At 44.1% G+C, this 26,991-nt stretch carries 25 protein-coding genes and 2 tRNA genes; 13 read left to right on the plus strand and 14 right to left on the minus strand.

Features of this window, described 5'->3' with window-relative positions:
* Positions 1–51 precede the first annotated feature (51 nt).
* The 3 genes from SDEN_RS13930 to SDEN_RS13940 form a co-directional block, all read right to left on the minus strand.
* Positions 52–582, minus strand: a complete 531-nt coding sequence (locus tag SDEN_RS13930) for a glutathione peroxidase (protein ID WP_232279971.1) — start codon at positions 580–582, stop codon at positions 52–54.
* A 410-nt stretch (positions 583–992) separates the two neighbouring features.
* Entirely contained in the window at positions 993–2,105 is a 1,113-nt protein-coding gene (locus SDEN_RS13935) for a PilT/PilU family type 4a pilus ATPase (protein ID WP_011497110.1), read from the minus strand.
* A gap of 11 nt (positions 2,106–2,116) precedes the next feature.
* On the minus strand, positions 2,117–3,154 hold the full coding sequence (locus SDEN_RS13940) for a type IV pilus twitching motility protein PilT (RefSeq protein WP_041405818.1): 1,038 nt from the start codon (positions 3,152–3,154) through the stop codon (positions 2,117–2,119).
* Between the two features lie 34 nt (positions 3,155–3,188).
* Between SDEN_RS13940 and SDEN_RS13945 the strand changes: the two genes are divergently transcribed.
* The 6 genes from SDEN_RS13945 to hemW all read left to right on the plus strand — a co-directional run bounded on the left by SDEN_RS13945 (position 3,189) and on the right by hemW (position 8,189).
* A complete protein-coding gene (locus tag SDEN_RS13945) occupies positions 3,189–3,896 on the plus strand; it encodes a YggS family pyridoxal phosphate-dependent enzyme (protein WP_011497112.1) in 708 nt (235 codons plus the stop codon).
* A gap of 127 nt (positions 3,897–4,023) precedes the next feature.
* Complete coding sequence (gene proC, locus SDEN_RS13950) at positions 4,024–4,842, plus strand: pyrroline-5-carboxylate reductase (RefSeq protein ID WP_011497113.1); 819 nt, start codon at positions 4,024–4,026, stop codon at positions 4,840–4,842.
* Between the two features lie 180 nt (positions 4,843–5,022).
* Complete coding sequence (locus tag SDEN_RS13955; protein WP_041405819.1) at positions 5,023–5,571, plus strand: YggT family protein; 549 nt, start codon at positions 5,023–5,025, stop codon at positions 5,569–5,571.
* 207 nt (positions 5,572–5,778) lie between these two features.
* Positions 5,779–6,195 (plus strand): DUF4426 domain-containing protein, encoded by a 417-nt coding sequence (locus tag SDEN_RS13960; RefSeq protein WP_232279972.1) that lies wholly within the window; start codon positions 5,779–5,781, stop codon positions 6,193–6,195.
* Between the two features lie 179 nt (positions 6,196–6,374).
* A complete protein-coding gene (gene rdgB, locus SDEN_RS13965) occupies positions 6,375–6,977 on the plus strand; it encodes an RdgB/HAM1 family non-canonical purine NTP pyrophosphatase (RefSeq protein ID WP_011497116.1) in 603 nt (200 codons plus the stop codon).
* A gap of 9 nt (positions 6,978–6,986) precedes the next feature.
* On the plus strand, positions 6,987–8,189 hold the full coding sequence (gene hemW, locus SDEN_RS13970; protein WP_011497117.1) for a radical SAM family heme chaperone HemW: 1,203 nt from the start codon (positions 6,987–6,989) through the stop codon (positions 8,187–8,189).
* A gap of 67 nt (positions 8,190–8,256) precedes the next feature.
* Here hemW and phoR read toward each other — a convergent pair whose 3' ends face one another.
* The 3 genes from phoR to SDEN_RS13985 form a co-directional block, all read right to left on the minus strand.
* Positions 8,257–9,555 (minus strand): phosphate regulon sensor histidine kinase PhoR, encoded by a 1,299-nt coding sequence (gene phoR / locus SDEN_RS13975; protein WP_011497118.1) that lies wholly within the window; start codon positions 9,553–9,555, stop codon positions 8,257–8,259.
* A gap of 125 nt (positions 9,556–9,680) precedes the next feature.
* Positions 9,681–10,370 (minus strand): phosphate regulon transcriptional regulator PhoB, encoded by a 690-nt coding sequence (phoB, locus tag SDEN_RS13980; RefSeq protein ID WP_011497119.1) that lies wholly within the window; start codon positions 10,368–10,370, stop codon positions 9,681–9,683.
* A gap of 186 nt (positions 10,371–10,556) precedes the next feature.
* Positions 10,557–11,510 carry a porin gene (locus SDEN_RS13985; RefSeq protein WP_011497120.1) on the minus strand — a complete coding sequence of 318 codons (954 nt, stop codon included), beginning with the start codon at positions 11,508–11,510 and terminating at the stop codon, positions 10,557–10,559.
* 370 nt (positions 11,511–11,880) lie between these two features.
* On the opposite strand from SDEN_RS13985, the gene rdgC reads away from it, so the two are divergent.
* On the plus strand, positions 11,881–12,792 hold the full coding sequence (gene rdgC, locus SDEN_RS13990; protein WP_011497121.1) for a recombination-associated protein RdgC: 912 nt from the start codon (positions 11,881–11,883) through the stop codon (positions 12,790–12,792).
* A gap of 289 nt (positions 12,793–13,081) precedes the next feature.
* On the plus strand, positions 13,082–14,956 hold the full coding sequence (locus SDEN_RS13995) for a DUF885 domain-containing protein (RefSeq protein ID WP_011497122.1): 1,875 nt from the start codon (positions 13,082–13,084) through the stop codon (positions 14,954–14,956).
* Positions 14,957–15,546: 590 nt separating this feature from the next.
* Here SDEN_RS13995 and SDEN_RS14000 read toward each other — a convergent pair.
* The 5 genes from SDEN_RS14000 to trmB form a co-directional block, all read right to left on the minus strand.
* Positions 15,547–16,488 carry a LysR family transcriptional regulator gene (locus tag SDEN_RS14000; RefSeq protein WP_011497123.1) on the minus strand — a complete coding sequence of 314 codons (942 nt, stop codon included), beginning with the start codon at positions 16,486–16,488 and terminating at the stop codon, positions 15,547–15,549.
* Between the two features lie 407 nt (positions 16,489–16,895).
* Positions 16,896–17,720 (minus strand): YggN family protein, encoded by an 825-nt coding sequence (locus SDEN_RS14005; protein ID WP_011497124.1) that lies wholly within the window; start codon positions 17,718–17,720, stop codon positions 16,896–16,898.
* A 335-nt stretch (positions 17,721–18,055) separates the two neighbouring features.
* Positions 18,056–18,970 carry a glutaminase B gene (gene glsB, locus SDEN_RS14010; RefSeq protein WP_011497125.1) on the minus strand — a complete coding sequence of 305 codons (915 nt, stop codon included), beginning with the start codon at positions 18,968–18,970 and terminating at the stop codon, positions 18,056–18,058.
* Positions 18,971–18,978: 8 nt separating this feature from the next.
* Positions 18,979–19,305 carry a YggL family protein gene (locus SDEN_RS14015; protein ID WP_011497126.1) on the minus strand — a complete coding sequence of 109 codons (327 nt, stop codon included), beginning with the start codon at positions 19,303–19,305 and terminating at the stop codon, positions 18,979–18,981.
* A gap of 53 nt (positions 19,306–19,358) precedes the next feature.
* The gene (gene trmB, locus SDEN_RS14020; protein WP_011497127.1) at positions 19,359–20,075 is read right to left on the minus strand and encodes a tRNA (guanosine(46)-N7)-methyltransferase TrmB; all 717 of its coding nucleotides are present in this window, start codon (positions 20,073–20,075) and stop codon (positions 19,359–19,361) included.
* Positions 20,076–20,257: 182 nt separating this feature from the next.
* On the opposite strand from trmB, the gene mutY reads away from it, so the two are divergent.
* The 5 genes from mutY (at position 20,258) to SDEN_RS14045 (ending at position 23,072) form a co-directional block, all read left to right on the plus strand.
* Positions 20,258–21,331, plus strand: a complete 1,074-nt coding sequence (mutY, locus tag SDEN_RS14025; RefSeq protein WP_011497128.1) for an A/G-specific adenine glycosylase — start codon at positions 20,258–20,260, stop codon at positions 21,329–21,331.
* Between the two features lie 31 nt (positions 21,332–21,362).
* Positions 21,363–21,638, plus strand: a complete 276-nt coding sequence (locus SDEN_RS14030; RefSeq protein ID WP_011497129.1) for an oxidative damage protection protein — start codon at positions 21,363–21,365, stop codon at positions 21,636–21,638.
* Positions 21,639–21,876: 238 nt separating this feature from the next.
* Positions 21,877–21,952 (plus strand) — tRNA-Phe (locus SDEN_RS14035).
* 7 nt (positions 21,953–21,959) lie between these two features.
* Positions 21,960–22,035, plus strand: a tRNA-Thr gene (locus tag SDEN_RS14040).
* Positions 22,036–22,184: 149 nt separating this feature from the next.
* A complete protein-coding gene (locus SDEN_RS14045) occupies positions 22,185–23,072 on the plus strand; it encodes an IS982-like element ISSde7 family transposase (protein WP_011495538.1) in 888 nt (295 codons plus the stop codon).
* Positions 23,073–23,205: 133 nt separating this feature from the next.
* On the opposite strand, the gene SDEN_RS14050 is transcribed toward SDEN_RS14045, so the two are convergent.
* From SDEN_RS14050 to nagX, 3 genes are all read right to left on the minus strand, one after another.
* A complete protein-coding gene (locus SDEN_RS14050; RefSeq protein WP_011497130.1) occupies positions 23,206–23,916 on the minus strand; it encodes a SapC family protein in 711 nt (236 codons plus the stop codon).
* A 330-nt stretch (positions 23,917–24,246) separates the two neighbouring features.
* On the minus strand, positions 24,247–25,548 hold the full coding sequence (nagP, locus tag SDEN_RS14055) for an N-acetylglucosamine MFS transporter NagP (RefSeq protein WP_011497131.1): 1,302 nt from the start codon (positions 25,546–25,548) through the stop codon (positions 24,247–24,249).
* A gap of 234 nt (positions 25,549–25,782) precedes the next feature.
* Positions 25,783–26,985: a transmembrane glucosamine N-acetyltransferase NagX gene (gene nagX, locus SDEN_RS14060; RefSeq protein ID WP_011497132.1), complete on the minus strand. Its 1,203-nt coding sequence runs from the start codon at positions 26,983–26,985 to the stop codon at positions 25,783–25,785.
* Positions 26,986–26,991: the final 6 nt, after the last annotated feature.

The raw sequence follows: 26,991 nt of genomic DNA on the forward strand, positions 1-26,991 counted from the left end.
AAAGATGTGATACGTACAATTAAAGGATCTAGATCTCTGCGGCTGTCATTTTTATTGAACCACTCTTTGGGAATGAACGCCTTGCTGTTTAAGCAATGTCTCTATGGCTTGAGTTAACTTACTGCCGCTAGGTTTTACCCTTGAGTTAAACTGCTGCACCTGTTGGCCATCTGGGCTAACAAGGTATTTATAAAAATTCCATTTGGGTGAAGCGCTTTTGGCGGTTAAGTGTTGAAATACCGAATTGGCATCCTGGCCTCTCACAGGGGAAGTCGCCAGCATGGTAAAACTCACCCCATAGTTGATAAAACAGACAGCAGCCGTCTTTGCTTCATCGTTTTCTTCCTGGAAGAAATCATCCGATGGAAAGCCAATGACCACCAAGCCTTGAGCTTGATACTTTTTGTGTAAGGCCTCGAGTGCCTTAAATTGCGGGGTAAAACCACAATTGCTGGCGGTATTGACTATTAATACCGCTTTCGCTTGAGTGAGTTCACACAGGTCTATGATGTTTTCTGAATGCAGCTTTCTGGCTTTCACCCTTAAATATTCTGGGCAGATTGCCTGTGGTGAGGCTGTCATTTCAGCGTTGGATTGGATGGGGTCATGCCCGTGAGCTGAAACACTCATGGCCAATGTTACTCCAATCAATCCAGCAGCACAGAGTAAGTCTCGAGCGGAAAAAGACGTTAATTTATTTATTATTTTCATTTTTTTATTAGTCATCTTGTTGCCTTCTCAAGCCCTAACTTGGGGGCCTACTTGATTCTCTAGAGTGAGTCCCTAGATTGAGGTCTCTAAATTTGGGCCAAAATTTTTAAAGCAAGAAAGATAATATCATATTGATAGCAAAGAATAACGCCACTGTTATTTCATCATTTTATTAGGCATATCTAATCACTATCCCATAAAAAGCAAAAAGACCATGATAAATGGTCTTTTACAAATGCGACAAAATGACCAACAGCCCAAACAAACCGCTGAGTTAGTGATTAATCCATATTTAAGGTCACACCATCCATTAAGCCACTGCCACCGGTTTCATTATTTTGCAGTTTAATCATCAAGCGTAAATCGTTAGGAGAATCTGCATGGTGTAAAGCATCGGCATAACTAATTTCACCCTCGGCGTAGAGTTTAAGTAAGGCCTGATCGAAGGTCTGCATGCCTTGCTCGTTTGACTTTGCCATGGTTTCTTTAAGTAAGTGCAGCTCATTCTTCGCGATAATGCTGGACACCCTAGGGGTGTTGATCAGCACTTCGATCGCGGCGCGACGTCCGCTACCGTCAGATTTTGCCACTAACTGCTGCGCTACTATGCCCCTTAGGTTCAGTGACAAATCGAACAGCAATTGATGATGCTTACTTTCTGGTACCAAGTGCATGATGCGATCGAGCGCCTGGTTGGCATTGTTTGCGTGCAAGGTTGCCATACACAGGTGACCAGTTTCAGCGAACGACAGTGCAAACTCCATGGTTTCTTGGCTGCGAATTTCACCAATTAAAATCACATCAGGGGCTTGACGGAGCGAGCTTTTAAGCGCCGCATCAAAAGATTCTGTATCTATGCCCACCTCTCGCTGGGTGATGATGCTGCGTCTATGATCGTGGACAAATTCCACCGGATCTTCGATGGTTAATATATGCCCCCTTGAATGGGCGTTACGATAGCCCACTAACGCTGCAAGTGATGTCGACTTACCCGTACCCGTACCGCCCACCATGATGATAAGGCCGCGTTTACTCATGACTAAATCTTTTAAAATTGGCGGTAATTTTAAGTCATCCACCTCAGGGATTTTTGTCTCGATGCGGCGCATCACGCAGCCTGCAGATTCTCGCTGCCAAAAGGCGCTAACACGAAATCGACCTAATTCTTTTTCTGCAAAGGCAAAGTTACACTCACTGGTGTCGTGAAACTCTTTTTTCTGTACATCCGTCATCAAGGCTTCGACAAAGGCCAGTGACTGCGCCGGATTCAAGCTTTCTTCGGTTAATTGGCGTAGTTCACCATCGATTTTCGCGCTTGGTGGAAAACCTGCGGTAATGAAGAGATCCGAGGCTTTGCGCTCCACCATGACTTTTAAAAAAGGAATAACATCCATGGGGCTTTTCCTTAAAAATTAGCTTGTTTATTTGAGCTCTTAGACATGGCATCTTCACGAGTAATAAGACCACGATTCACTAACACTTGCAGGCTCTGCTCCAAGGTTTGCATCCCGTGAGACATACCCGTTTGAATCGCTGAGTACATTTGTGCCACTTTATCTTCACGAATGAGGTTACGAATAGCCGGGGTGCCCATCATGATTTCATGGGCGGCAACCCGGCCGCCGCCAATTTTCTTGATCAAGGTCTGCGAGATAACCGCCTGTAAGGATTCTGACAACATGGTGCGCACCATGTCTTTTTCACCCGCGGGGAATACGTCGACCACACGGTCAATGGTCTTGGCAGCTGACGTAGTATGCAAGGTGCCAAACACTAAATGACCAGTTTCCGCCGCCGTCATGGCAAGGCGTATGGTCTCAAGATCTCGCATTTCACCCACGAGAATAACATCAGGATCTTCACGCAGCGCCGAACGTAACGCCGCATTAAAGCTGTGGGTGTGTTTATGCACTTCACGCTGGTTAATCAAACATTGCTTGTTTTGATGCACAAATTCTATGGGGTCTTCGATGGTTAAGATGTGATCGTGACGATTTTCATTCACATAATCCACCATGGCTGCCAAGGTGGTTGATTTACCCGAGCCAGTGGGCCCAGTCACCAACACCAGCCCCCTTGGGAAGCTTGCGATTTTCTTAAAAATTTCAGGAGCACCTAACTGCTCAAGGGATAAAATATCACTGGGGATCGTACGAAATACTGCGCCCGCGCCACGAGACTGATTAAAGGCATTAACACGAAAGCGAGCTAAATTAGGCACTTCGAAGGAAAAATCGATTTCTAGGTGCTCTTCATAGTCTTTGCGTTGTTTATCATTCATTATATCGTACACTAGGCTGTGAACGCCTTGATGATCCAGCGCCGGCAGATTTATTTTTCTGACTTCGCCATCGACTCGGATCATAGGCGATACACCTGCTGATAAGTGAAGATCTGATGCCTTATGTTTTACGCTAAAGGCTAATAATTCAGTAATTTCCATCGTGATAGACATCCATTCAAGCAATATTAAATATATGACAACAATAGCAGACAGACTCAAGCTCGCCCAGTGCAGAATCGCTCAAGCTGAACAAGAACATCACCGTCCAGCCCAAAGTGTCAACCTCCTCGCCGTGAGTAAAACCAAGCCCCTGAGTGATATTATCCAAGCCTACCAAGCGGGACAACGCCGTTTTGGGGAAAATTATGTTCAAGAAGGCCAGCAGAAAATCATCGATTTGGCTCAAGATTATCCCGATATCGAGTGGCACTTTATTGGCCCGCTGCAATCAAACAAGACCCGCATCATTGCCGAACACTTCCATTGGTTGCACACCCTTGGCCGTGAAAAAATAGCTCAACGTCTTCATCAGCAGCGCCCGCAAGATAAACCGCCATTAAACGTATGCATACAAGTGAACATCAGTGGCGAAGACAGTAAGGCAGGCGTCACCCTTGCCGAAGTCCCAGCCCTTGCCAACATCATCCATTCACTGCCTAAGCTCAAGCTTAGAGGGATAATGGCCATTCCCAGTCAACAGGCTAATTTTGACAATGCCGGGCAAGCCCAAGCTCAGCTTTCAAAGGAATTTAGCCAACTTAAGGCATGTTTTGATACACTTAAGCAAACTTACCCTCAGCTAGATACGCTTTCTATGGGCATGAGTGACGATCTTAGCCTTGCCATCGCCCACGGCTCAACCTTAGTGAGAATAGGTAGCGCCATTTTCGGAGCGCGCTAGTTTTGGTATGCACTCGCTTTGATGCGCTCTGATTTAAGTGTGCGCGAGTTTTACATTTTTGATACCAAGGGCTTTTTATCTCAGCTGATTTAACAGCATAGCCTTTTAACCCATTGGGAACATAAGCATGACACAAGCAAAAATCTGTTTTATCGGCGCTGGCAACATGACACGCAGCATAGTCAGCGGCCTAGTGACACACGGTTACCCTGCAGACTTGATCTACGCCACCAATCCAAGCCAAGGCAAGCTTGATGCCATGGTGGCTGACTTCAATATCCAAGTCTCCAACGACAATTTAGCCACGGCTAAAGAGTGCGATGTCATAGTGTTAGGCGTTAAACCGCAACTTATGCAGCAAGTGTGTGAGGCGCTGCAACTGCTAGATTTATCTGATAAGTTAGTCATCACTATCGCAGCAGGCATCACGGCTAATCGCTATGATGACTATTTTAAGCAACAGGTCCCTTTGATCCGCTGCATGCCAAATACCCCGACCCAAATCGGTCACGGCATGACAGGACTGTTCGCCGTTGAAGGTATTAATCAGCAACAAAAAAAATTGGCCGAAACCTTGATGCTAACTGGCGGCAAAGTCATGTGGGTAGATAAGGAAGCCGAACTTAATTTGGTGATAGCCCTCGCGGGTAGCTCGCCAGCGTACTTTTTCCTATTCGTAGAATCCATGATTGAAGCCGGTGTAGCCTTAGGCATGGATGAAACAAAATCACGATTATTGGCCGAACAAGCCGCCCTTGGCGCGGCGCAGATGATAGTTAACAATCAAGACTTAAGCCCAGCTGCGCTTAGAACCAATGTCACCTCAAAGGGCGGCACCACGGCCGAAGCATTAGCCACCTTTGAGCGCGGTGATATTCGCGGTTTGGTCAAACAAGCCATGGTGAATTGCATCAATAGAGCCGATGAAATGGCCAAAACATTTTAAGTCACCGCTATATGTTTGCCCCTAGAGATAAAATATCATTTATCTGCAGGGGCGAACCGTGCACAATCAGTTTAGATGTTTAATTGCTTACGCCCAACGTAAAGCAACTAACGTTTCACCACTGGATCAGCATCAACTAAAGCTGCAATAATTAAAGCGACAATAACAAGGCACATGAACATGAATGCAATGAGTTTTTTAATCACAACAGTCTTCGATCTCTATTTAATGGTTGTTATTTTGCGTTTTTGGCTGCAATGGGCAAAAGCCGACTTTTACAATCCATTTAGCCAATTTATCGTTAAGGCCACCCACCCGGTATTAGCGCCGATGCGCAGAATACTGCCTTCAGTGGGTAGCATAGACACAGCTTCTATCGTGTTAGCGCTGCTCGTTGTACTGGTGAAAATGTTAGTGCTTACTCTGCTTGCAGGCGCTGCTATCGATATTCTGACCTTACTGCTGTTTTCACTTATCTCAGTAGTGAAAGAAGCCGGAGTACTGCTATTTTGGCTTATCCTTATTCGCGCCTTATTAAGCTGGTTTAACCAAGGTCATAACCCTATTGTGATGATGATGACCCAATTAACTGAACCGGTTCTCGCCCCAGTAAGACGTATCATCCCGCCTATGGGTGGGTTAGATTTATCTGTGATGTTTGTCATCATAGGGCTTAATTTTTTAAATATGCTCTTGTCCCAGTACGTGCCATTCTGGGCGGTGATTTAACTTGATTGGTTTAGGCGCTTCAATTGAGCGACCAAAGGATAACGCTATGGAGCAAAAGCAATTCTGGTTAACTCTGGATAACTTTTGCGCTCAAAATACCACCTTAGCCTATACTCAATTTATGATAAGCACTCTCCCAAGTTTCAGGACAGAGGCACAACGAGGACACAAGACATGGTAAACCACTTATCAAAATCAATTGCACTGATGTTAGTGCTGATTGGTATCAGTTTTTCAGGCTTAGCCAATGCCGAACAAAAACAGAAAGTCGGCAATTATGATATTCACTATATGGCGCTTAGCAGTACCTTTATTACCCCCGCAATAGCGAAAACTTACGGCATAGAGCGCAGTCGTTACACAGGTTTAGTTAATATTACTGTGCTCGATGCTAGCCAAGAGCATATGCCAGCCGTTGCGGTGGAAATTTCTGGCCTTGCCAATAACTTGTTAGATGCAAGAATTGAGCTTGAATTTAAAGAAATACGAGAAGGTGATTCGATATATTACATCGCTCAGGTGCCTTATCGTGACGATCAAGAAATCAATTTTGATATCTCAATCAAGTACAACTCTAAACTTAATACCTCAGTTAAATTCAAACAAAAATTCTATATCGACTAATAGACTCCTTTAACTGATACACAGACGAGATAAACACCTTGCTTATGGCAGGGTGTTTTTATTTCAAGGTACATCACTCTCATAAACCACCGCCAACCCGCGGGGATTGCCTTGTTGATGGCCGCAGGGTTAGGTATCATGACGCCCTATTCTCCAGTTAGATATTCAGCAGGTTATTCATGCAACAAATCGTGCTCGCCAGCGGCAACAAAGGCAAACTCAAAGAATTTGAACAGATGTTTGCGCCATTTAGCATCAAGGTATTGCCACAGAGCCAGTTCAATGTCACCGAAGTGGCTGAAACTGGGACCACTTTTGTTGAGAATGCCATTATTAAGGCCCGCCATGCCGCAAAAGTGACTGGCATGCCAGCCATCAGTGATGACTCTGGCTTGGAGGTCGATGCATTAAATGGCGCACCTGGCATATACTCAGCCCGTTATGCTGCCCCTAATGCCAACGAGAAGAATAACTACCTTAAGTTGTTAACTGCCCTTGAAGGGGAAGCGAATCGCAGCGCTCGCTTTCAATGCGTTTTGGTTTATATGCGCCACTGTGATGATCCTAGCCCTGTTATCTGCCAAGCTTCATGGGAAGGCAAGATAGCACTGCAGCCTCAAGGTGAAAACGGTCACGGGTACGATCCTATTTTTATTCCAGAACTTGAAGAGTGCACCGCCTCAGAGCTCAGCGACAGCCAAAAGAATAGCGTTAGCCACAGAGGCAAAGCCCTTAAGTTGCTGCTTAGCGCATTAACCGCCCACGGCATTATTACAGGATAACCCCATACCATGTTGCAGTTGCCGCCATTAAGCCTCTATATCCATATTCCTTGGTGCGTTCAAAAGTGCCCTTATTGTGATTTTAATTCCCACGGTCAGCATGGGGAATTACCGCAACAAGCTTATGTGGATGCCCTATTGGCCGACCTAGCTCAAGACATGGATTATGTTCAAGGCAGGCAATTGCACACCATTTTTATCGGTGGCGGCACCCCCTCTTTGTTCGACGCTAAGCAAATTGAGCGACTGCTCCTTGGCGTCCAAGCGCTTATCCCTTTTGAACGAGATATAGAAATCACCATGGAAGCCAACCCTGGCACCCTAGAACATGATGATTTTAGCGCCTACAGGGCAGCAGGGGTGACTCGACTCTCTATCGGGGTGCAGAGCTTTGCCAAAGATAAGCTAAATTTACTTGGGCGAATTCACGACCAAAATGAAGCCGTGGTTGCGGCGCAAAAAGCCAAGGAGGCCGATTACTTAAGTTTTAATCTCGATTTGATGCACGGCTTACCTAACCAAAGCTTTAGTGAAGCCATGCATGATATCGATACCGCCGTCTCTCTGGCGCCGCCGCATTTGTCTTGGTATCAGCTCACCATAGAGCCCAATACTTTATTCCACTCTAAACCGCCGCAATTGCCAGATGATGAAGACTTATGGCAGATTTATCAGCAAGGTCAGCAAAAGCTAGCCGCCTTAGGTTATGAGCAATATGAGATATCAGCCTATGCTAAGCCTGGCTTTCAATGCCGACATAATCTTAACTACTGGCAGTTTGGCGATTATTTAGGCATAGGCTGCGGCGCACACGGTAAGATAACCTTAATGGATGAGACCAGCGTTATCCGCACCGTTAAGATAAAACACCCTAAGGGTTACCTTGCTAGCGCTGAAACCGCGCTTTCTGCGAATAAATCACATGAAGCTAGTCCGTCAACGGCTAATAAGGCTAATCACTTCGCCGCATCAGTGACGCCAATCTTAAGCGAAGACATGGGACTGGAATACTTGATGAACCGCTTAAGGCTAATGACGCCCATCCCTAAGACTGAATTTGAGCAGCGCACCGGCCAAGCCCATAGCAGTCTTGATATTGGCATGGCGAAAGCAGAGTCTCGCGGGCTAATCACTCAGGATGAGACTCACTGGCAGCTGACCAGTAAAGGCCATATGTTTGTTAACGATATTTTGTCCCAATTTCTTGATTAGCCGTTTGTTGATTAATTTGGTGATGCTGTAACCTTGGGCCATCTTTTCGATAAAATGATCCAAGCCATTAATGAGGCGAGCTGAGCAAATGGTTTGGGATAACGAAGCTGAAGGTACTGCCTTTAGCTAACTCACTCTGAATAGAAAGCTCGCTGTGGTGGTGGCTCAAGGCATGTTTAACTATCGCGAGCCCCAAGCCACTGCCACCGGTTTTACTGGAACGAGCATTATCGACCCGATAAAAACGCTCAGTTAAGCGGCTAATGTGCTGCGGTGCTATGCCAAAACCTGTGTCTGTGACACTAAATAGTCCACCTGTGGCCACTCTGCGCCAACTGACAGTGATTTTCCCGCCTGGGGGTGTGTATCGAATAGCATTAGATATCAAATTGATGCAAGCACTTCTAAGTTGCAATTCATCCCCATGGCTATTGAGCCCCTTGTCCCAACTAAAGTCCACTTGGTAATTATTTAAAGCGAGCGCCTTGGCTTCTTCTTTTAACTGTTGCATCAACTTATCCATATCCACTCGACTTGATAAGTTTATGTCGCTGGCATCCTCGATGCGGGATAAGGCTAATAATTGCTCCACCATGCTCTGCATGCGCTCGGTTTGCTGTTGCATGAGTTTTAGGGGTTTGGCTTTAGGGGAGTTTTCCTCTTCCATGCCTTGCATGATCTCAAGATACCCCTGAAGCACGGTAAGTGGTGTTTTAAGCTCATGGGATACGTTAGCGACAAATTCTTTGCGCATGCCTTCAAGCTGATGAATACGGGTGATATCCCGGGCAATAAGCAAGAGCTGCCGGTCACCGTAAGCCATGATACGAATTTCCAATAAGCGCGCATCAGACACGGGTGATGCTAAGGCTAGCGGCTGCTGGAAAGCGCCACTTTTGAGATAAGCAGAAAAATCAGGATGACGGATGAGGTTGTCGATGCGTTGGCCATTGTCTTGGGGCCAGACAAACCCTAAAATTAATTGGGCAAGCTTGTTACACCAGAGAATATTATGTTCAGAATCAAGTACGACTGCGGCATCGGGTAAGGCTTCCGCGCCTTGTCTAAAACGGCCAAGTAAGCTTGCCAACTGGCCGACTCTGCGTCGATTCTTGCCTTGCAGGCGGTAAATACCGTTAAAAATCCCTTCCCAACTACCACGGCCTTGGGGCGGTGTTAGGCGCTTGTCTTTCCAGAGCCAAAAATTAAGTCGGCTAATCTGCCTATAATGCCAGCCTAATAAAGCGATGACACCCAGCAGTAACATCAAGTTCAGCTCACCGAACATTAATCCCACAAAGGTAAGAAACAACAGAATAGCCGCTAACTTTATCCCTAAGCGTAACCCTGAGTATGCATCAAACATAATTAACCTAATAAATGGTCGCTGAGTCCAGCAAACGAATAAAACGCTGCAATTGTAGCAGTTTTTACCCCCTTGTCAGCGGGTTACTCGTTAATCTCAGCGCAATGTTCCTGAAATACTCTTAACTACATACGTGTCGAGAAACGGTAGCCCGCGCCTCGTACTGTCTGTATGAGTCTGTCATGGCCGGTATTCTCTACTGCTTTACGCAAACGTCTGATGTGCACATCTACCGTCCGGTCTTCCACATAGACATTGGTGCCCCAGACATTATCAAGCAACTGCTCACGACTATAGACTCGCTCTGGATGAGTCATAAAGAAGTGCAGCAACCTAAACTCTGTCGGCCCCATATCGAGCACTGAATCACCCACGCAAACCCTGTGACTAACAGGATCTAATTGCAGGCCCTGAACGTCGATAGTTTCCTCCAAACGTGTCGGCGCACTGCGGCGCAGCACCGCTTTTATCCGCGCCACCAGCTCCTTTGGCGAAAAAGGTTTGGTGATATAATCATCGGCGCCTACTTCAAGCCCTTTGACTTTATCTTCTTCCTCACCGCGTGCGGTTAGCATTATGATGGGGATCTGACGGGTAAACTTATCTTGTTTTAAGCGTTTAGCCAATTGAATGCCACTGCCGCCTGGGAACATCCAATCTAACAGAATAAGATCCGGATAAGGTTCTTGCAGTAGCCCTATGGCCGAGTCAAAATCCTCGGCAGCAACTGTAGTAAAACCGTGTTGTTCCATAACAAAAATAAGCATTTCACGAATCGCTGATTCGTCTTCTACTATTAAAATCCTAGCTGTCATAATCGAGTTCTACTCTTGATTTGCCACTTGAACATTATTGGTCATTTCTATTACAGATTTATGACTTTGACGAGTAATTAGTGATGATTTTGCCATCAAAATCCCCCCTTGTCATAAATCTTCGAAAACCAATAACAAAAAGGGGAGCCAAAGCCCCCCCCCTTAATCTTCCTACTTGTTCACAGCTTAGAACTTATGTTCAATGCCTATGCCGAAGTAGTTGTCATCGCTGGTTGCTTTTTCTAACGAACGATTGGAGTAGAACGCCAGTAACTTAGTTGGTTTAGCTAACTTGTAGTCGCCGCCCACAGACCAAGAATCGCCCATGTCTTCCATATCTTGGAACTGGGCTTTTAAGGTTACTGCTGATATTTCATAAGCGGCACTTAACAGGTAACCGTTTTTACTATCGCCACCATCAACTTTCTCTTCCTGCTGGAACATGCCACCAACAACGAGATCTGCTAATTTTGCTTGCACGGTTGCACGCAGAATATCATAACCTTTAACTTCCGAATCATAGGCGAGCGCCGCGTAGAAGTTAGTGGTTTTCAGCTCATCATCACCGTACATGGCCGCTAAGCTGAAGCCGTCACGGGTTTGTTCTATTTTGTTTAGATCCAGATAGGCTTGGTCGCTGTCACCATCGGCAACATAAGTCACACCAAATTTGAAATCCCCCACTGAAGGGGTGTAATAGGTGGCCGTTTGTGCCATGCGATTTTCACCTTTAAACAGGTTTTTAGCATCGGCTTCTAAATCGTTGAACTGATCCACTTTGCCTTGAGACACTTTTAACATAGTGTCATTACGACCCACAGAAACGGCACCGAAGTTGCCTTTTAAACCCACAAATTGGTTACGCGCCTTGAAGTTTTCTTTAACGTCATCACCAGTATCGACTTCATATTCGATGGTATAAAAAGCTTCTAGAGAATTATTTAACGCAAGATCACCCTTTACGCCAAATCGAGATGCATTGCTCTGGATAGTGGTTTTAGTGTCACCTTTTACATCATTTGATTGAGCTGTGACGTTTAACTTACCGTACACTTGAAGCGGTTCACCTGCGTGAGCAGTTGACAGGGTTGCAGTTGCAATCGCAGCAGCGAGTAAAGATTTGCTAAAAACGTTCATCATTTCATCCTTTTGACGGTATCTTTCGTCTTGATAGTTAGTTTGGAACGAGCGCAAGTTTGCCTTGTTTATATTGCAGAAATATTTCAGTGCTAATAATAAACCAACAGTTTAGATGAAAATTACATAAAAGTTTTCATCATCTTTCGTAAATTCATTGGTTTAATTAATTTGACTGAGTTATGACAATTGAACAGTTCACTCCAAAACTTAGCAAATCATACTAATGCTTCGCCTTGCACAAGATGTTTAAGCCAAGATTTCAGTTCAATTTGAGCAACTAGGAATAAACAACAATACCCTTATAGCGAGGTTTACCCCATGGACCGTATACCGTAAACTGCATTTTTTATTTATTTAATGAGTGCCTGATATGTGGTTTAAAAATCTTACCCTCTATCGTTTTAATAAGCCTTTTTCTGTGGATACCGAGGCACTGGAAACTGCATTAGCTGATTTCACTTTTTCACCTTGTTCTAGCCAAGATATCAGTAAGTTTGGCTTCTCTAAAGCCCTAGGTAAAAAAGGCAGCGCCTTAGTGCATAGCGCCGAAAATCGTCATCTCATTTGTGTGACTAAAGAAGAGAAGATTCTTCCTGGGCAAGTGATCAAAGAAGCCTTAGATGAGAAAGTGGCTGAAATTGAAGAACTAGAAAACCGCAAGGTCACTAAGAAAGAAAAAGACACCATTAAAGATGAAATCACTACCACCTTATTACCACGAGCATTTTCGCGTCGCAGTCAGACCCACGCGTTAATTTTGCCCGAAATAGAGATGATTTTGGTAGACAGTTCAAGTGCCACTAAAGCCGAAGAGTTGTTAGCTTTATTGCGTAAAGCCTTAGGCAGTCTGCCCGTCATTCCTTTAAGTTTCACCACACCAATAGAACAGACATTAACCCAATGGCTGCAAGCTGGTGAATCACCGCTGCCCTTTGCCATGCAAGATGAGGCCGAGCTTAAGTCTGATTCAGATGAAGGTGGTATCGTCAGATTTAAGCAGCAAGTGCTGCAAGAAGATGAAGTACTTGCCCATATAGCAACAGGAAAGTCAGTGCATAAACTGGCACTGCATTTTGCTCAGTCCATCGCCTTTTTAATGCAATCTGATGCCAGCGTCAAACGCCTTAAGTTTTCTGAAGAGTTTAGGGCCAATAACGATGAAGTGAGTGGTGAAGATCCATTAGCCAGACTCGATGCAGACTTTGCTTTAATGGGCAGCGAGTTAATCGCCTTTGTGCAAGCCTTAACGCAAGCCTTAGGCCCTATGGAAGAAAGCATCTAATTTTTTAACTGGCTACTTGCTCGCAAGAGCAGGCCAATGAGTAAACATAACAAGCGATTAATCTGCGCCGCAATGGGCATAAGTTAATCGCTTATTTTTTGGTTTAAGCCTCGCCAGCATCATCTTAGACACATTCGCTAACACTCTATATTGCCCTTTTGCCTCGTAGTTTATTAGCATTAGCTGCCGATAATATTCAGGATCCAACGGTGCGGTTAATTACCACCATATCTGCAATCAGACAAGTGCCACAAACGGCAAACTTGCGTCCAAATTAAGGTCTTAACTTATGCCTCTATATCGTAAAAGTGTATTGTCACTCGCCCTACTCTCGGCGCTGACTGGACTAGCCTTCAATGCCTATGCCCATGATGGGACTCATGTGGCGACAAGTAGTGTAACTAGCGTGAGCTCAGCCTCAAGTAAAACAGAAAACCTAAGTGATGCATCAAGCCAGGCAAACCAATTGTTTGATGAGATATTTATGGCGGAAGTCATGGCCAATCCAGTGTCACAAACTTTTCTAGGCATCAAACAAGACTACGACAAATGGAATGACATCAGTGATGCCGCCGAAGATAAGCGCATGCTTAAAATAAAAGAGCATTTGGCAACACTTGCAAAAATTGACCAACACAAACTAGATGGACAAACTCGCTTAAGCTATGAATTACTTGAGGCCGACTTGAAGCAAACCTTAGCTCAAGATAAATGGCGTCATCACAGCTACCCAGTGAATCAAATGTACGGCCAGCATACTATGCTGGCATCATTATTAATCAACCAACATCAAATTATCGACATCAGTGATGCCAATGCCTATATCAGTCGTTTGAACGGTATACCTGAGATGCTGGCTCAGCTTGAAATCAATCTTGAAATTAGAGCGAAAAAAAATATCATCGCACCCAAATTTGTCTTCCCTTACGCCATTTCGGACAGTAATAACATCATCAAAGGTGCTCCCTTTGATGACAGCGACAAGTCAAGTGCAATTTGGGCCGACTTTAATCGTAAAATAGATGCCTTAACTTTGACCCCTGAGCAGAAAAAACAATTACTGACTCAAGCAAAAAGTGCTTTAACAGATAAGGTAAAACCAGCCTATGAACACTTTATTAGCTATATAAAAACCTTAGAAGCCAGAGCCGATAATCGCGATGGAGTGTGGAAATTCCCCGATGGCGAAGCTTTTTATAATGATGCACTGGCCAAGACCACGACAACAGAGATGTCATCAACTCAAATACACCAACTTGGTCTTGCCGAAGTTGAGCGTATTCATGCCGCTATGGAAGTCATCAAGAATAAGGTGAACTTCAAAGGCAGCTTACAAGCATTTTTTGTCTTTATGCGGGACGATCCACAGTTTTATTACCCAGATACCCTAGAGGGCAGAGCGGCCTATCTTACCGAAGCCAGAACCGTTATCAACACTATGCATTCTCGCCTCGATGAAGTGTTTAACATCCAGCCAAAGGCTGAGTTAAAGGTAAAGAAAGTTGAAGCGTTCCGAGAACAATCTGCTGGCAAGGCCTTCTACGAGCCACCAGCCCCCGATGGTTCACGACCGGGTACCTTTTACGCCAATCTTTATGACATGAAGTCCATGCCTAAATATCAGCTCGAGGCGTTAGCCTATCATGAGGGGATCCCAGGACATCATATGCAAATTGCCATAGCACAAGAGCTTACCAATGTGCCTAAGTTCCGTAAATTTGGCAGTTATACTGCGTATATCGAAGGCTGGGGCCTGTATACCGAATATTTCCCTAAGGAAATGGGGTTCTATGCCGACCCCTACTCTGACTTTGGACGTCTTTCTATGGAACTTTGGCGCGCCTGTCGTCTGGTTGTCGACACTGGCATCCATAGCCAGAAATGGACTCGTGAGCAAGCCATTGCCTACTACATGGATAACACCCCCAACGCCGAATTAGACGCCATTAAAATGGTAGAACGCCATATCGTAATGCCATCCCAAGCAACCGCGTACAAGGTAGGGATGATAAAAATTCTCGAGCTTAGAGAAAAAGCGCAACAGCAGCTGGGGGAGCAATTCTCCTTAGGCCAGTTCCATACCTTGTTGCTTAAAAATGGCCCGCTGCCGCTCACAATTCTAGAGCAACAAGTGGAAGAGTGGATAAAAGCTAAGAGTATTTAACCTCAGCTCGGGATAATAAATGTATATCAAACAGCTCTTTGCACCGCTAACTGCGTTGAGTTCACTTGCAATAGGCTAGCTATTGACGCGTAAACTCGCCTTGTTATCAGTGCAAAGTTCAAGTTTGAGTGCTAGATGTTGAATTTAGGCTGTTTCAACACCATTTATTCATCTCTTAACCCGAGTTGAGGTTATTTAACTTTATTTTTCAATAGGCAAAAAAATACCCCAGCCAAAGGCTGGGGTAACCAAAAAAGACAGGATGATGGTTTAAGTCCGGTATTGTTTTAATTATAAACTGCTACCAGTAGCTATCTGAACTAAGCCAAGCGATTAAGCTTACACACATTAAGATGGGGTCATATCTTAATATCTGCAGTAATAAACTTATCTCAAATCAACTGCAAGCCATTGTATTGAAATAAGAACAGACTGCAACCCCGCGCGTTGTTCTTACTGTTTCAATCTTCCCTAACTGTTCGTAAAGCAATAGATACAACAAAGTGTAAGCGACTGATTTTAAAGCTAAAAAAATAAAACCGCAGCATCTGCCACGGCTTTATTTCTACAAGAAAACACTGTTTCCATTATTACTTACGTTGTTTGTAGAGGTGCTCATACTTAGCATCCCAATGGGGAGGCGAACCAATATGAGTTTTAATAAAGTCGATAAAGGCACTCACCTTAGGCGCTAAGTGTTTACGTCTTGGGTAAACCGCTTGCAAAGGCAGGTGATTGGTTAGTTGCCAATCCGTGAGAAGCGGGATAAGTGTACCCTTTTCTATCTCATCTTCCATCAAGTAGCTGGCAAGGTAAGCGACACCTAAACCGCTCACGGCTGCTGACTTAAGCGCCGGGGCATTGTCGACCCTAAAGTTACCTGACACGCCGATTTCGCAATAATCTTCACCACGCTTAAACTGCCACATGCTGTGCTCATGCCACTCGCCTTGATACACCAAACAGTTGTGATCAACCAACTGCTCGGGACGAGCAACTACGCCATGTTGAGCTATGTAACTTGGAGAGGCGACTAATAGGAACTGACACTTCATCAAAGGTCTTGCCACCATGCCTAGCGGAAGTTGTTCGGACATAGTTAATAATAAATCTAAGCCTTCACTCACTACGTCAACTTTATGATCCAGTAGGCTCACTTGCAGCTCAAGATCTGGATGTCTAGCCATAAAGTCAGGTAACGCAGGGATAATGTGCATGGTACCAAAAGATTGGGAAATTCCCACTTTAAGCACACCACGGGTGGCATCATTGAGATTATGAACACTGGACACGGCTTGCTCAGCATCACGTAATAGCTCTTCACCTTGAACATAGAGCAAATTGCCCGCTTCAGTCAGGCTTAAACTACGTGTCGTGCGCTGGATAAGCTGAACACCGAGTTTATGCTCGAGATCGGCAACTTGGGTGCTCACTTTAGATTTAGAGATCCCCAAACGTCTTGCTGCTGCACTGAAGCTGCCGGCTCGGGCGACATGGGTAAAGATGGCAATGGGTTCTAGCAGTTCTAACATGTAAGTCGCCTTAAGCTATGTACGACATGAATAATCTTCGACAGTCTTGTCAGTAACTCAAACCGGATTGTGAGTCAGTTAACCCCTTAGACTTGTTGTGCTGTCGCACAATAAAGTCGTCAAGACTCACAATACCTAGCCTCCTAACCAAGTGATATAAAATTAGGCAGTTAGGAATATTAGCTCAGACTGTAATTTGGCAGGGAGTATATCAAATAAACCAGCAATTGCTCTATATTTATAATTGACAATTTATAAATACGAACAAAGAAATGCAAACAAAAAAAAGCCCTCCGTGTGCCTAAGCAAACGGAGGGAAAGTCAAATGGGTAAAAATACCTGTGGGACTAAGGGCATGCAAGCATGCAGGGAGGAAAGCTAAAGGGTATTACAGCTACAGCATTGAGTTACTTTTTCGCGCTATTGTTACTAGCAATGACATAAGGCGACAATTGTGGGATTTGTTGGTGAAGGTTTTTCTCTTGCACCATAAGGCCTTCAAAATTACTGCATAGCTTGTCGGCCCTTGCCTCTAAACTTTTAGTTTGAGACTCGACTTGCAACTCAATTTCATCACCCACATTGTCCATCTTGGCTGAGAAGGCATTCATTTTTTCTTCAAATGTGCCACCTTCTGAAGATAAAATTTGGCTGCCTATGGACATCATTATGCTGCCTAGTGAGCTCATCACCATTTGTTCAATTTCTTGTTCAAATTCTTCATTAAAAGTGTCTTCGATGGAAGACTCAGTGGCACCAAGATAAAACTTGTCACCTTGACGGTAAGCGAGAGTATCGACTTTGGCTTGTATGCTTTGCATCATCTTGTCTAAATGCACACTTGCCTGCTCACCAAGAATAGGAGATAGCGCAGTAGTAACAGACTGATCCACGATAACCATGACTTCAGATACCAGTGCGATAACTTCTGGAACTTGGGTTAATATCGAATCTGAATAATGCTGTAAGGCTTGGCTCTGCTTAGGAGTGAGTTTCACAGACTGGCCTTGGACATAAAGCTGGTCTAATTCGACGCGATACTGCTCAACCCCGTTAGCACTTACCAGTAACTTTTTAGGCTCTACTGTCACATCGTAATTAAGAGATACATTGCACTGTTCATTATTCAAGGACATCTTCGCCATCACAGGCGTCGCTATGCTCATCGCTAATAACGAAGAACATAAAGTGCCAGTAATAAGGGCTCGGTTTTTTAAGCTTGTTAGTTTCATTATCATCATCCTTTATTCAATGCTTGTTACAACACCCTGTCTAACAATGCTAAGGCTGGCATTGACAAGCGTGGCTGTGAACGGTTAATTGCTATTTGTTAATACACTAGATAAGCACAAGTCATGCCAAAACAGTAACGCTATGAAAGCTATATGTTTTCATGAAGATTTCAGATAAAGCCCACAAACTAGGCATCCCTCCATGAGTTAAATAAACCAATTTTTAGCTTATTTAACTCTTCCACTTTCACTATTTTACCAATCAAATGGATCTCAAGTTGGGACTGTAATGGCTATCCATCGTCTATATAAAGGCTAGCAGGCAATAAGAAGGGCTAGAAAATTGAACGGCCAAGCTTTTGGCTGAGTAACTCTAACATGGCTGTACCCGCTAACGAGTTACCATTGGCATCCAACGCTGGCGACCAAGCACAGATAGACATGTCGCCTGGGATCACGGCGATGATCCCGCCGCCCACACCGCTCTTACCCGGCATGCCGACACGATAAGCAAACTCCCCTGCACCATCGTATAAACCCGATGTGGCTAGCAAGGCATTGAGCTGCCTCGTTTGAATGGGGGTCACCAGTTGCTCGCCAGTTAGCGTTTTTCCGCGATTTGCAAGGTAGAACATGGCTTTAGAAAGGTCAGCGCAATTCATCTTAAGGGCGCAGTAATGGAAATAGCTTTTAAGCACAGTATCCACATCACCATCAAAGTTGCCAAAGGATTTCATCAAGTAAGCAATGGCGGCATTACGGGCACTGAATTGATATTCAGAATCTGCCACCACCTTGTCGTATCCAATTTTTGGGTTACAACTCAGTTGCCGTACAATTTCAAGCATGCGTTGTTTGGGCGCACCGAGACGGCTTTGAAGTAAATCGGCGATGATCAAGGCGCCAGCATTAATAAAAGGATTACGAGGTTTTCCTCGCTCCAATTCCACTTGGACTAATGAGTTAAATGAATGGCCGGAAGGCTCTTTGCCAACGCGTTGCCAGATTTCATCTTCTTCATACAGGCCCAGTGCTGCCGTGAGGCTAAATACCTTAGAAATACTCTGAATAGAAAAAGGCTCGAGATAATCTCCAGCCCCAATCGTGATGCCATCCATAGTGGTAATGGCAATGGCAATTTTATTCGAACTCACATTAGCAAGGGCTGGTATATAGTCAGCAACCTTGCCCTTACCCAGCAAGGGTCGAACCTGTTCGACCACTTGCTCTAACAGTAATTGCTCTGTCATTGACGGGATTAGCCCCACCAAATATCGTACAGTGCGCTGATTTCTAGATCTCTAACTGGCTTTGACTGCCAAAAGGCTTTAACCAGAGCAATATCTTCTTCAGTACATTTACCAATGTCTTGGGTTGCTATGATACCTTCCCATTCTTTATGACCGCCACCATGAAAGCCCAGCTTACGCGGTTCGATCACTTCATTGATAAACTGATCAACCAGATTATCGATATCGGCTTCAGCAACATTGTCTTCAAATGTCCAATTAATATCAAAACCAAACTCTTGGAATTCATCGACACGAAGTTTTTTACGTAAACGAGCACTACGATTCTTAGCCATTAGACAGTTACCTTATATATTGAATGTAAACTTATTAATTTATTATCTGACTGTTAACTTATTCTTTCGAACATTATGTCCCAAACGCCGTGGCCGAGTCTGTGGCCGCGAGCCTCAAACTTAGTCAAAGGTCTGTGATCTGGACGTTCAACAACAGTACCTGTAGGAGACTGATTCTTATAACCAGGTGCAAGGTTCATCACCTCGAGCATATGCTCGCTGTAGTTTTCCCAGTCGGTGGCCATATGGAATACACCGCCAAGCTTTAATTTACGGCGAATAAGTTCAGCAAATTCAGCTTGAACGATACGGCGCTTATGGTGGCGTTTCTTATGCCAAGGATCTGGGAAAAAGAGTTGCACACGAGAAAGTGAACCATCGGCAATACTGTGCTCTAACACTTCCATAGCATCATGATGATAGACGCGCAGATTAGTGACTTTAGCTTCACCCGCTACGCCTAAACAGGCACCCACACCAGGTTTATGCACTTCAATGCCAATATAGTTAAGTTCAGGGGCTGCTGCAGCCATTTCAACTAAAGAGCCGCCCATGCCAAAGCCGATTTCTAACACTGTGTCCGCTTCACGGCCAAATATTTTGACTAAATCTATCGCTTCAGGGGTGTAATCTAAACCCATGGTAGGCCAATGGGCTTCAATTGCCTGAGCCTGACCTTTAGTCAAGCGGCCTTCTCTTAATACAAAGCTTCTGATTTTGCGAAGGTACTTGCCTTCTTCATTAAACTCAGCGGTAGTTACGTCGCTCATTCTTGCCTCTATATATTCACCAACTAAAGCGGGCTTTAATTAGTCTAATTCAATCTGTCATTCATTCAGTTGGCAAGTATATCTGCTATTAGTTGGCAAGTGCACCCAAGAGACTAATTATTTAGTCTCCATGCCCATAACTAGCGCTTGTTTCACTAAATCGGAGCGGCTACACTGCCGCCATGAATACCTCTCCTACTTTTGCTGAGCGCATTGTCGCTTGGTATGACGTCCATGGACGTAAAACCTTACCCTGGCAACTCAATAAGACCCCTTACTCAGTTTGGGTGTCTGAAATCATGTTGCAACAAACTCAAGTCGCCACTGTGATTGGTTATTATCAAAAGTTCATGGCGCGCTTTCCCGATATTTTGACCTTAGCAAATGCTCCTCAGGATGAAGTGCTGCATTTTTGGACTGGTCTTGGTTATTACGCAAGGGCGCGCAACCTTCAAAAAGCCGCGCAAATCATTCGTGATAATCATCAAGGGCGATTTCCAGAAGACATAGAGCAAGTCTTGGCGCTTCCGGGTATTGGACTCTCAACAGCGGGCGCAATTCTGTCCTTATCTTTACAACAGCATCACCCCATATTGGATGGCAACGTCAAGCGAGTATTGGCACGTCACGGCGCCATCGAAGGCTGGCCTGGGCAAAAAGTGGTTGAAAACCGTTTATGGGAAATGACTAAGCTAAAGACCCCAAAATCTGAGGTCGCCAAATACAATCAAGCCATGATGGACTTAGGCGCTAGCCTTTGCAGCCGCAGTAAACCTCAATGTGAACTCTGCCCGGTCAGCGATGACTGCCAAGCTTTTAGCACACAAACTCAAGCCAATTTTCCTGGTAAGAAACCCAAAAAAATCATTCCAGAAAAAGCCGCCTGGATGCTAGTGCTAGTGCAAGATGGCAAAGTCTTGATGAATAAACGGCCGCCAGTTGGGATCTGGGGCGGGCTCTGGTGTTTCCCGCAATTCGATAGCCAGCAAGCCCTAGAACAAAAACTCATCGATGAGGGACTCGCGCATTTAACTCCTCTGCCGCTTATCTGTTTTAGGCACACTTTCAGCCATTTTCATCTCGACATCAGTGCCATGGTGATAAATTTGGATGCCCATCACAGCCAAGCTTCACAAGCCAGTGAGATCCAAGAGCAAAGCAACACGCTTTGGTATAACATAAGCCATCCAGATAAAGTGGGCTTAGCCGCGGCAACGGAACGTATCCTTGCGCAACTTAACCTAATCACTCATTAAAAATAGAACCACTACATTATTAGGAGTAACCATGGCTCGTAACGTCAACTGCGTATATTTAAATAAAGAGGCGCCCGGCTTAGATTTCCAACTCTACCCTGGCGACTTGGGCAAGCGTATCTTTGATAACATCAGTAAAGAAGCTTGGGGTTTATGGCAGCAAAAGCAAACCATGCTCATCAACGAGAAAAAACTCAATATGATGAATCTCGAAGATAGACAATTTCTCGAACAGCAAATGATTAACTTCTTATTTGAAGGCAAACAAGTAGAAATCGAAGGTTATGTTCCCCCTGTTGAAGACTAGTTAAATACACTGTCAGGCTAGAATGGCTATCAATAGCATAATAAATGCCTGTAAATGGGCTAAAAACGGCCACTTTGAGCAATTACTAGCCGAACGATAGAAAACTATTAAAAAGCACTTGCAGGATAAAAGCCATAAATATACTATGTGCGCATTCCAAACGAGGGAGCACTTAGCAAGCGAGTTAGCTACTAAGTATTACCTAATTTAGAATAGTAAACTAACACTTAGTTTAGTTGCCCGAATAGCTCAGTCGGTAGAGCAGAGGATTGAAAATCCTCGTGTCCCTGGTTCGATTCCGGGTTCGGGCACCACAATTTAGCCGGCATAGCTCAGTTGGTAGAGCAACTGACTTGTAATCAGTAGGTCCCGAGTTCGACTCTTGGTGCCGGCACCATAAAAATAAAAAAGCCACTCAATGAGTGGCTTTTTTATTGGCTGTAATTTGAGTTTACTTAACCTCAACTCGGGATAAAAAACTGAACTAATCGCCCTCTTTGTGATCAGATCTTTCGACCAAGAAGGAACCAATCACGCAGAGGGCTTATGGATAATTTAGTGGATGTATTTTGTGATGTCGATGATTTTTGTGCTGTATTTATGCCGCAATGGAAAAAACAATGCGTAACAGATGGCACGCGTAAGCGCCAACGTTCAAGCAGAATGAGCATGAGCGAAATAATGACGATTATCATACTCTTCCATACATCTCATCATCGTGACTTCAAAAATTACTACACTGGATATCTTGCTCGTTTTTTCAAATCTGATTTCCCCCACTTACTCAGCTATACCCGTTTTCTTGAGCTTATGCCGACAGCTGTCGTGCCACTATGCAGCTATTTCTCCAGCATCAGAAGTCTACCTACGGGGATTGAATTCGTCGATTCGACCAGTGTAAAGGTTTGCCACAATTTGCGAATTCCACGACATAAAACGTTATCTGGCCTTGCTCGTCGCGGAAAAGGGACCATGGGGTGGTTCTATGGTTTCAAGCTTCATCTCATCGTTAACCATAAAGGGGGGATTGTTGCCGCCAAAATTACTCCAGCCAATACCCATGACACTAAGCCTGTTTCAGGCATGGTGGTGAATGCTATGGACAAGCTGTATGCGGATAAAGGCTATATCAGTAAAGCGTTGGCAAGCGAGCTACTTGAGCAAGGCGTAACACTAGTAAACAATGTTCGCAAGAACATGAAAAAGAAGGTTTTATCACTGTGGGATAGGGCAATGCTTTCACGAAGATTTATTATAGAAACGATCAATGATCAGCTTAAGAATATCTCACAAATCGAGCATTCGAGGCATAGAAGTGTGCATGGTTTTATGCTGAATATGATTGGCGGTTTAATTGCCTATCAACTCAAAGAGAGTAAGCCACAACTTAATATCACAGATGTCGATTTCAATGCGATTTCTGTTATGGCTTAAACCGATCTCAGGTTACTTAAGCGTAAATGACTTTTTCTGCCGCAGTTTTATATCAGAACAAAACCTGAGTAAATTTGAGCCATAAAAAAGCCTCTAACTTAGAGGCTTTAATTGCAAGGCTAAGTGATAACGATTAGCTGACTTGCTGGGACAACACTTCGCTACGGGCTAGACGATTGACCTGATTTAACGATGCGAAGTGTGCATAAATCGGTGCAAGCAGACCACGTTTACGTAGTTCTAGGTAATCTGCATCACTTAATAAATTCAACTTTTCTTCATCAATGATAAACAAGCCATTAATATTGCGTTTTTCGCCCGCAACATCAACAGTAAGAGTTTGCGACTTAAGCAGTCCCTTCTGTGATAAGAAGCCTAGAATACCCCGGCTCGCTTGATCTTGCTCAAAGTGTGTTATCAGTGCAGCTTTTCTAGCAGCTAAAAACTCAGACTCTTGTTCACCATCAAATAAAGCAATACCTTCTGTTTTGCTCACAGAGGTAGCATTCTCGCGAATACCAATCCACACCTTATCTTTGACTTCAGGGTTTAGCACGAGACCTAATGGATAGTCACGTACAACGGCAGGAATATACAGACCTTGCCACTTACCTTCTTTAACGCTTAGGTTAGTACCTGGCTTTAATCCCATCATGGCAACGGCTTGAAAATCATCAGAGTCGCCGTTTTTAACAAATACTATTGGGTATTCAGTCGCTGCATGAGCAATCTCATGTAAGCTAACTGGCACTATGTGTTGCTCGGCAACGTGCTGGAAATCAGTGGCTGCAATTTTTAACTCACCATGTTTAGATGGTTCAAGTAAGGTAATTTTATTTGGCATTGGGCTTCCTTTAATCCTTTAACATCAATAATTAATCGTATTTAGTCAGTGGAACTTAGATTGGCGTGAACACTTATTGTTCAAGTAAAATGCGCAATTCATGTTCCTATATTCATGATCTTTATAACTTAAATCTAACATACCATAAGCTTTCACGCTTAACATCGAAATATTTGTTGAATTGGGTATTTTTTAATATTGATTTAATCTCAGAAGCTGCTGGATGTTCGTTAGCCGGCTATGACCCGAATTCAACTCAAAATTGAGTTAAACCCACAAACAAAAAGAGAGCCTGCGCTCTCTTTTTTCTGGCTCTGAAACGCTCGGTGGTTATTTCCAGCTTTTTATCTTGTAGCCTTTTACTGCATAAAACAAGATGAAACAGTAACATGGGAACATCACCATATAACCCCCTTGCATGCCAAGTGAAGTTGCTGAACTTGTTAAGCCCCAAAACAATGGACCAAATGCGCCGCCCGCGATCCCCATAATGAGCAGTGCTGAACCTGTACTGGTGAGTTTACCCATACCAGATAAGGCTAAAGGCCATACTGCAGGCCATACAATCGCATTGGCTAAGCCTAAACAGGCAATCATCAATAATGTATCGGGTAAGTATGCCCCGCCAAATGGCACTAATAAGGTATTGGCAATCATGTAGGAGTTATTATCGCCAAAAACTATGCCAGCAGTGAGAATTAAACCCAAAATAGCACTCAACATCAATGCGTTGGGTTGAGAGATAAAGCGAGGAATACAAATTATTCCTAAGGTATAACCCAGCACCATACACAACATGGTATATGAGGTCATAACCCCATAGTTTTTCACCCCTAGGGTAAGCGCAAACGTACCTATGGTATCCCCTGCGATAACTTCAACGGCGACATAGACAAACAAGGCTATGATGCCAAACACTAAGTTCGGATGTGCTAAAGCTTGCTTAATTTGCCCCTGCCCAGAATGTTCATCTTCCGCGTCTTTATCAAGTTCGGGTAACGGCGACTTCTTAACTGCAACAGCCAATATGCCGATGAAAATTGCCATGCCAAGATAAGGGTAAATTAAGCTAGCCGCCATTTCATCAATTTGTACTTGGGTTAATGTCGTGCCGACTCTGTCTTTAAAGCTATCTAAAATAAGCGCGGTAAATACCATAGGGGCGATAACACCCGCCCCTTTATTCAATATTCCCATCACACTAACACGGGCGGCAGCCGACTCTTCAGGCCCTAAACGTACCACATAGGGATTAACTGCCGTTTGCAGCAGTGTCTGTCCTGCTCCCATGACGAGTTGTGCCAGTAAAAATAGCGCAAATACTTGGGTTTGAGCTGCAGGAATAAACAGTAACCCCGCCACCATCATCACTCCCATACCCAACGCCATGCCATTTTTATAGCCCACTTTACGTATGACCCAGGCAGAGGGTAATGCAGTAAAGGTTACTGCTATGTAGAAAGAGAATAAAATCAGTGATGCTTGAAAGGGAGAGAGTTGCAGGATTTGCTTGAGGTATGGCATTAAGGAGCCATTAAGCCAAGTTGCAAAGCCGAGTATAAAAAACAGCATAGCCACAATTGCCATAGGCACTATGCTGCTTCTTGATTGCTCATTTGTAGGGGTTATCATTTCCATAAACCTGCTCTTTATTATATTTATTTATCATTATTATCTTAGCGGTTTAGCTTAATCGAGCCTGATACGACCAAACTCAATTTGACTGTTTCAATACTAGAACATGTTAACCATTAAGACAACGCTGTCATTTGTAATTAGTAATAACGAACTAAACTTGTCATTCTATAATCCTTACTCTGATTTCATTGATTTACTCATCATCACTGACGATGTACTCGGTTATCTTTATATGCGAATAAATATTTGACGGCGATACATGTACCACAAGACTAACCATTGAACTGAGATAAAACTAATAACCACCAACAAAGGCTGACTTGAAACGGGTAATGCTTCAATAACACCTGCAAATAAACTGCGGCTAATATAGTGCCAGTCGATCAAGCTTGAGCCTAAATACACAATAATGGCATTGGTTCCGATAACCACAAAAACAAAGGTCCATTTCTGCCATTTTAATACATCGATAATCACATAAAACAAGGAGAGAAATAGCAGGCTCCATCCAGAGGTGACTAATACAAAACTTGTGGTCCATAGGTCTTTATTAACGGGGATCATGGGCTCGAGTAACCAAGCAAGCACTAACAGCAATACACCACAAGCTATGAGTACCCCAACTTTTGCCCAGTCTCCTCTAGAGTGTGCCCGAATGATAAATTGTCCCGCAAACACCCCCACCATAGCATTGATGACTGCTGGGACTGTAGACAGTATGCCTTCAGGATCTAGCGGCCGGTCTTGATAGGCAATACCAGGGCGCAGCAGCCCATCAACATAGGTATTGATACTGGCATCTAAGGTGAATTGCCCAGCTTGTCCGCCAGGTACGGGTAAATACAATTGTGCGAGCGTGTATAAACCAATAATACTAACACTCACAATTACTTGAATGCTTAAGCGTGTATGCCAGACTAACATAGCAGCAAAAAACCAAGCAAAACCAATACGAGCCAACACGCTGCTATAACGAATTTTATCGAGATCGGCTGGAATACCCGTTCCCCATCCATGGTTATAAAGAATCCCAAGTGCGATTAATAAAATTAACCTCTTACAGGCATGTTGATATAAAGGCAGAGCCACAGCAAAAGCTTGCTGGTCTAATCGCTTAGGTGATAAACCTAATGCAACGCCTGATAAAAATATAAACAGTGGAAATATCAAGTCATACAAAGTAAAGCCATGCCATTGACTATGCTGCATTTGCCTACTGGCAATGTTCCACCCTGCCCAGCCCGTTAATGTAAATAACGCAGCAAATAGCCCTTCCCCACCAATAATCCAAAACATATCAAAACCTCGTAGTGCATCCAGAGATTTTAATCTTGGTTTATTTAAGGAGGTAGAAGTTTGCCCCTTATGCTCAGTGCTATTGACTCGCACGGCCACTTTTGAGTTCACATCTGTGGTGGATAACACGGCCATAGCTTC

The organism is Shewanella denitrificans OS217 (assembly GCF_000013765.1).
Lineage (GTDB): Bacteria > Pseudomonadota > Gammaproteobacteria > Enterobacterales > Shewanellaceae > Shewanella > Shewanella denitrificans.

Bases quoted from the DNA above. Each gene is read 5' to 3' on its own strand.
- phoR (WP_011497118.1), bottom strand. From the start codon at position 9,555: ATGTTTGATGCATACTCAGGGTTACGCTTAGGGATAAAGTTAGCGGCT.
- rdgC (WP_011497121.1), top strand. From the start codon at position 11,881: ATGTGGTTTAAAAATCTTACCCTCTATCGTTTTAATAAGCCTTTTTCT.
- hemW (WP_011497117.1), top strand. From the start codon at position 6,987: ATGTTGCAGTTGCCGCCATTAAGCCTCTATATCCATATTCCTTGGTGC.
- SDEN_RS14005 (WP_011497124.1), bottom strand. From the start codon at position 17,720: ATGAAACTAACAAGCTTAAAAAACCGAGCCCTTATTACTGGCACTTTA.
- SDEN_RS13935 (WP_011497110.1), bottom strand. From the start codon at position 2,105: ATGGATGTTATTCCTTTTTTAAAAGTCATGGTGGAGCGCAAAGCCTCG.
- SDEN_RS13955 (WP_041405819.1), top strand. From the start codon at position 5,023: ATGAATGCAATGAGTTTTTTAATCACAACAGTCTTCGATCTCTATTTA.
- SDEN_RS13930 (WP_232279971.1), bottom strand. From the start codon at position 582: ATGACAGCCTCACCACAGGCAATCTGCCCAGAATATTTAAGGGTGAAA.
- SDEN_RS13940 (WP_041405818.1), bottom strand. From the start codon at position 3,154: ATGGAAATTACTGAATTATTAGCCTTTAGCGTAAAACATAAGGCATCA.
- mutY (WP_011497128.1), top strand. From the start codon at position 20,258: ATGAATACCTCTCCTACTTTTGCTGAGCGCATTGTCGCTTGGTATGAC.
- SDEN_RS13960 (WP_232279972.1), top strand. From the start codon at position 5,779: ATGTTAGTGCTGATTGGTATCAGTTTTTCAGGCTTAGCCAATGCCGAA.
- trmB (WP_011497127.1), bottom strand. From the start codon at position 20,075: ATGAGCGACGTAACTACCGCTGAGTTTAATGAAGAAGGCAAGTACCTT.
- phoB (WP_011497119.1), bottom strand. From the start codon at position 10,370: ATGACAGCTAGGATTTTAATAGTAGAAGACGAATCAGCGATTCGTGAA.
- rdgB (WP_011497116.1), top strand. From the start codon at position 6,375: ATGCAACAAATCGTGCTCGCCAGCGGCAACAAAGGCAAACTCAAAGAA.
- SDEN_RS13985 (WP_011497120.1), bottom strand. From the start codon at position 11,510: ATGATGAACGTTTTTAGCAAATCTTTACTCGCTGCTGCGATTGCAACT.
- nagP (WP_011497131.1), bottom strand. From the start codon at position 25,548: ATGATAACCCCTACAAATGAGCAATCAAGAAGCAGCATAGTGCCTATG.
- proC (WP_011497113.1), top strand. From the start codon at position 4,024: ATGACACAAGCAAAAATCTGTTTTATCGGCGCTGGCAACATGACACGC.
- SDEN_RS14015 (WP_011497126.1), bottom strand. From the start codon at position 19,305: ATGGCTAAGAATCGTAGTGCTCGTTTACGTAAAAAACTTCGTGTCGAT.
- SDEN_RS14045 (WP_011495538.1), top strand. From the start codon at position 22,185: ATGGATAATTTAGTGGATGTATTTTGTGATGTCGATGATTTTTGTGCT.
- SDEN_RS14030 (WP_011497129.1), top strand. From the start codon at position 21,363: ATGGCTCGTAACGTCAACTGCGTATATTTAAATAAAGAGGCGCCCGGC.
- nagX (WP_011497132.1), bottom strand. From the start codon at position 26,985: ATGGCCGTGTTATCCACCACAGATGTGAACTCAAAAGTGGCCGTGCGA.
- glsB (WP_011497125.1), bottom strand. From the start codon at position 18,970: ATGACAGAGCAATTACTGTTAGAGCAAGTGGTCGAACAGGTTCGACCC.
- SDEN_RS13995 (WP_011497122.1), top strand. From the start codon at position 13,082: ATGCCTCTATATCGTAAAAGTGTATTGTCACTCGCCCTACTCTCGGCG.
- SDEN_RS14000 (WP_011497123.1), bottom strand. From the start codon at position 16,488: ATGTTAGAACTGCTAGAACCCATTGCCATCTTTACCCATGTCGCCCGA.
- SDEN_RS14050 (WP_011497130.1), bottom strand. From the start codon at position 23,916: ATGCCAAATAAAATTACCTTACTTGAACCATCTAAACATGGTGAGTTA.
- SDEN_RS13945 (WP_011497112.1), top strand. From the start codon at position 3,189: ATGACAACAATAGCAGACAGACTCAAGCTCGCCCAGTGCAGAATCGCT.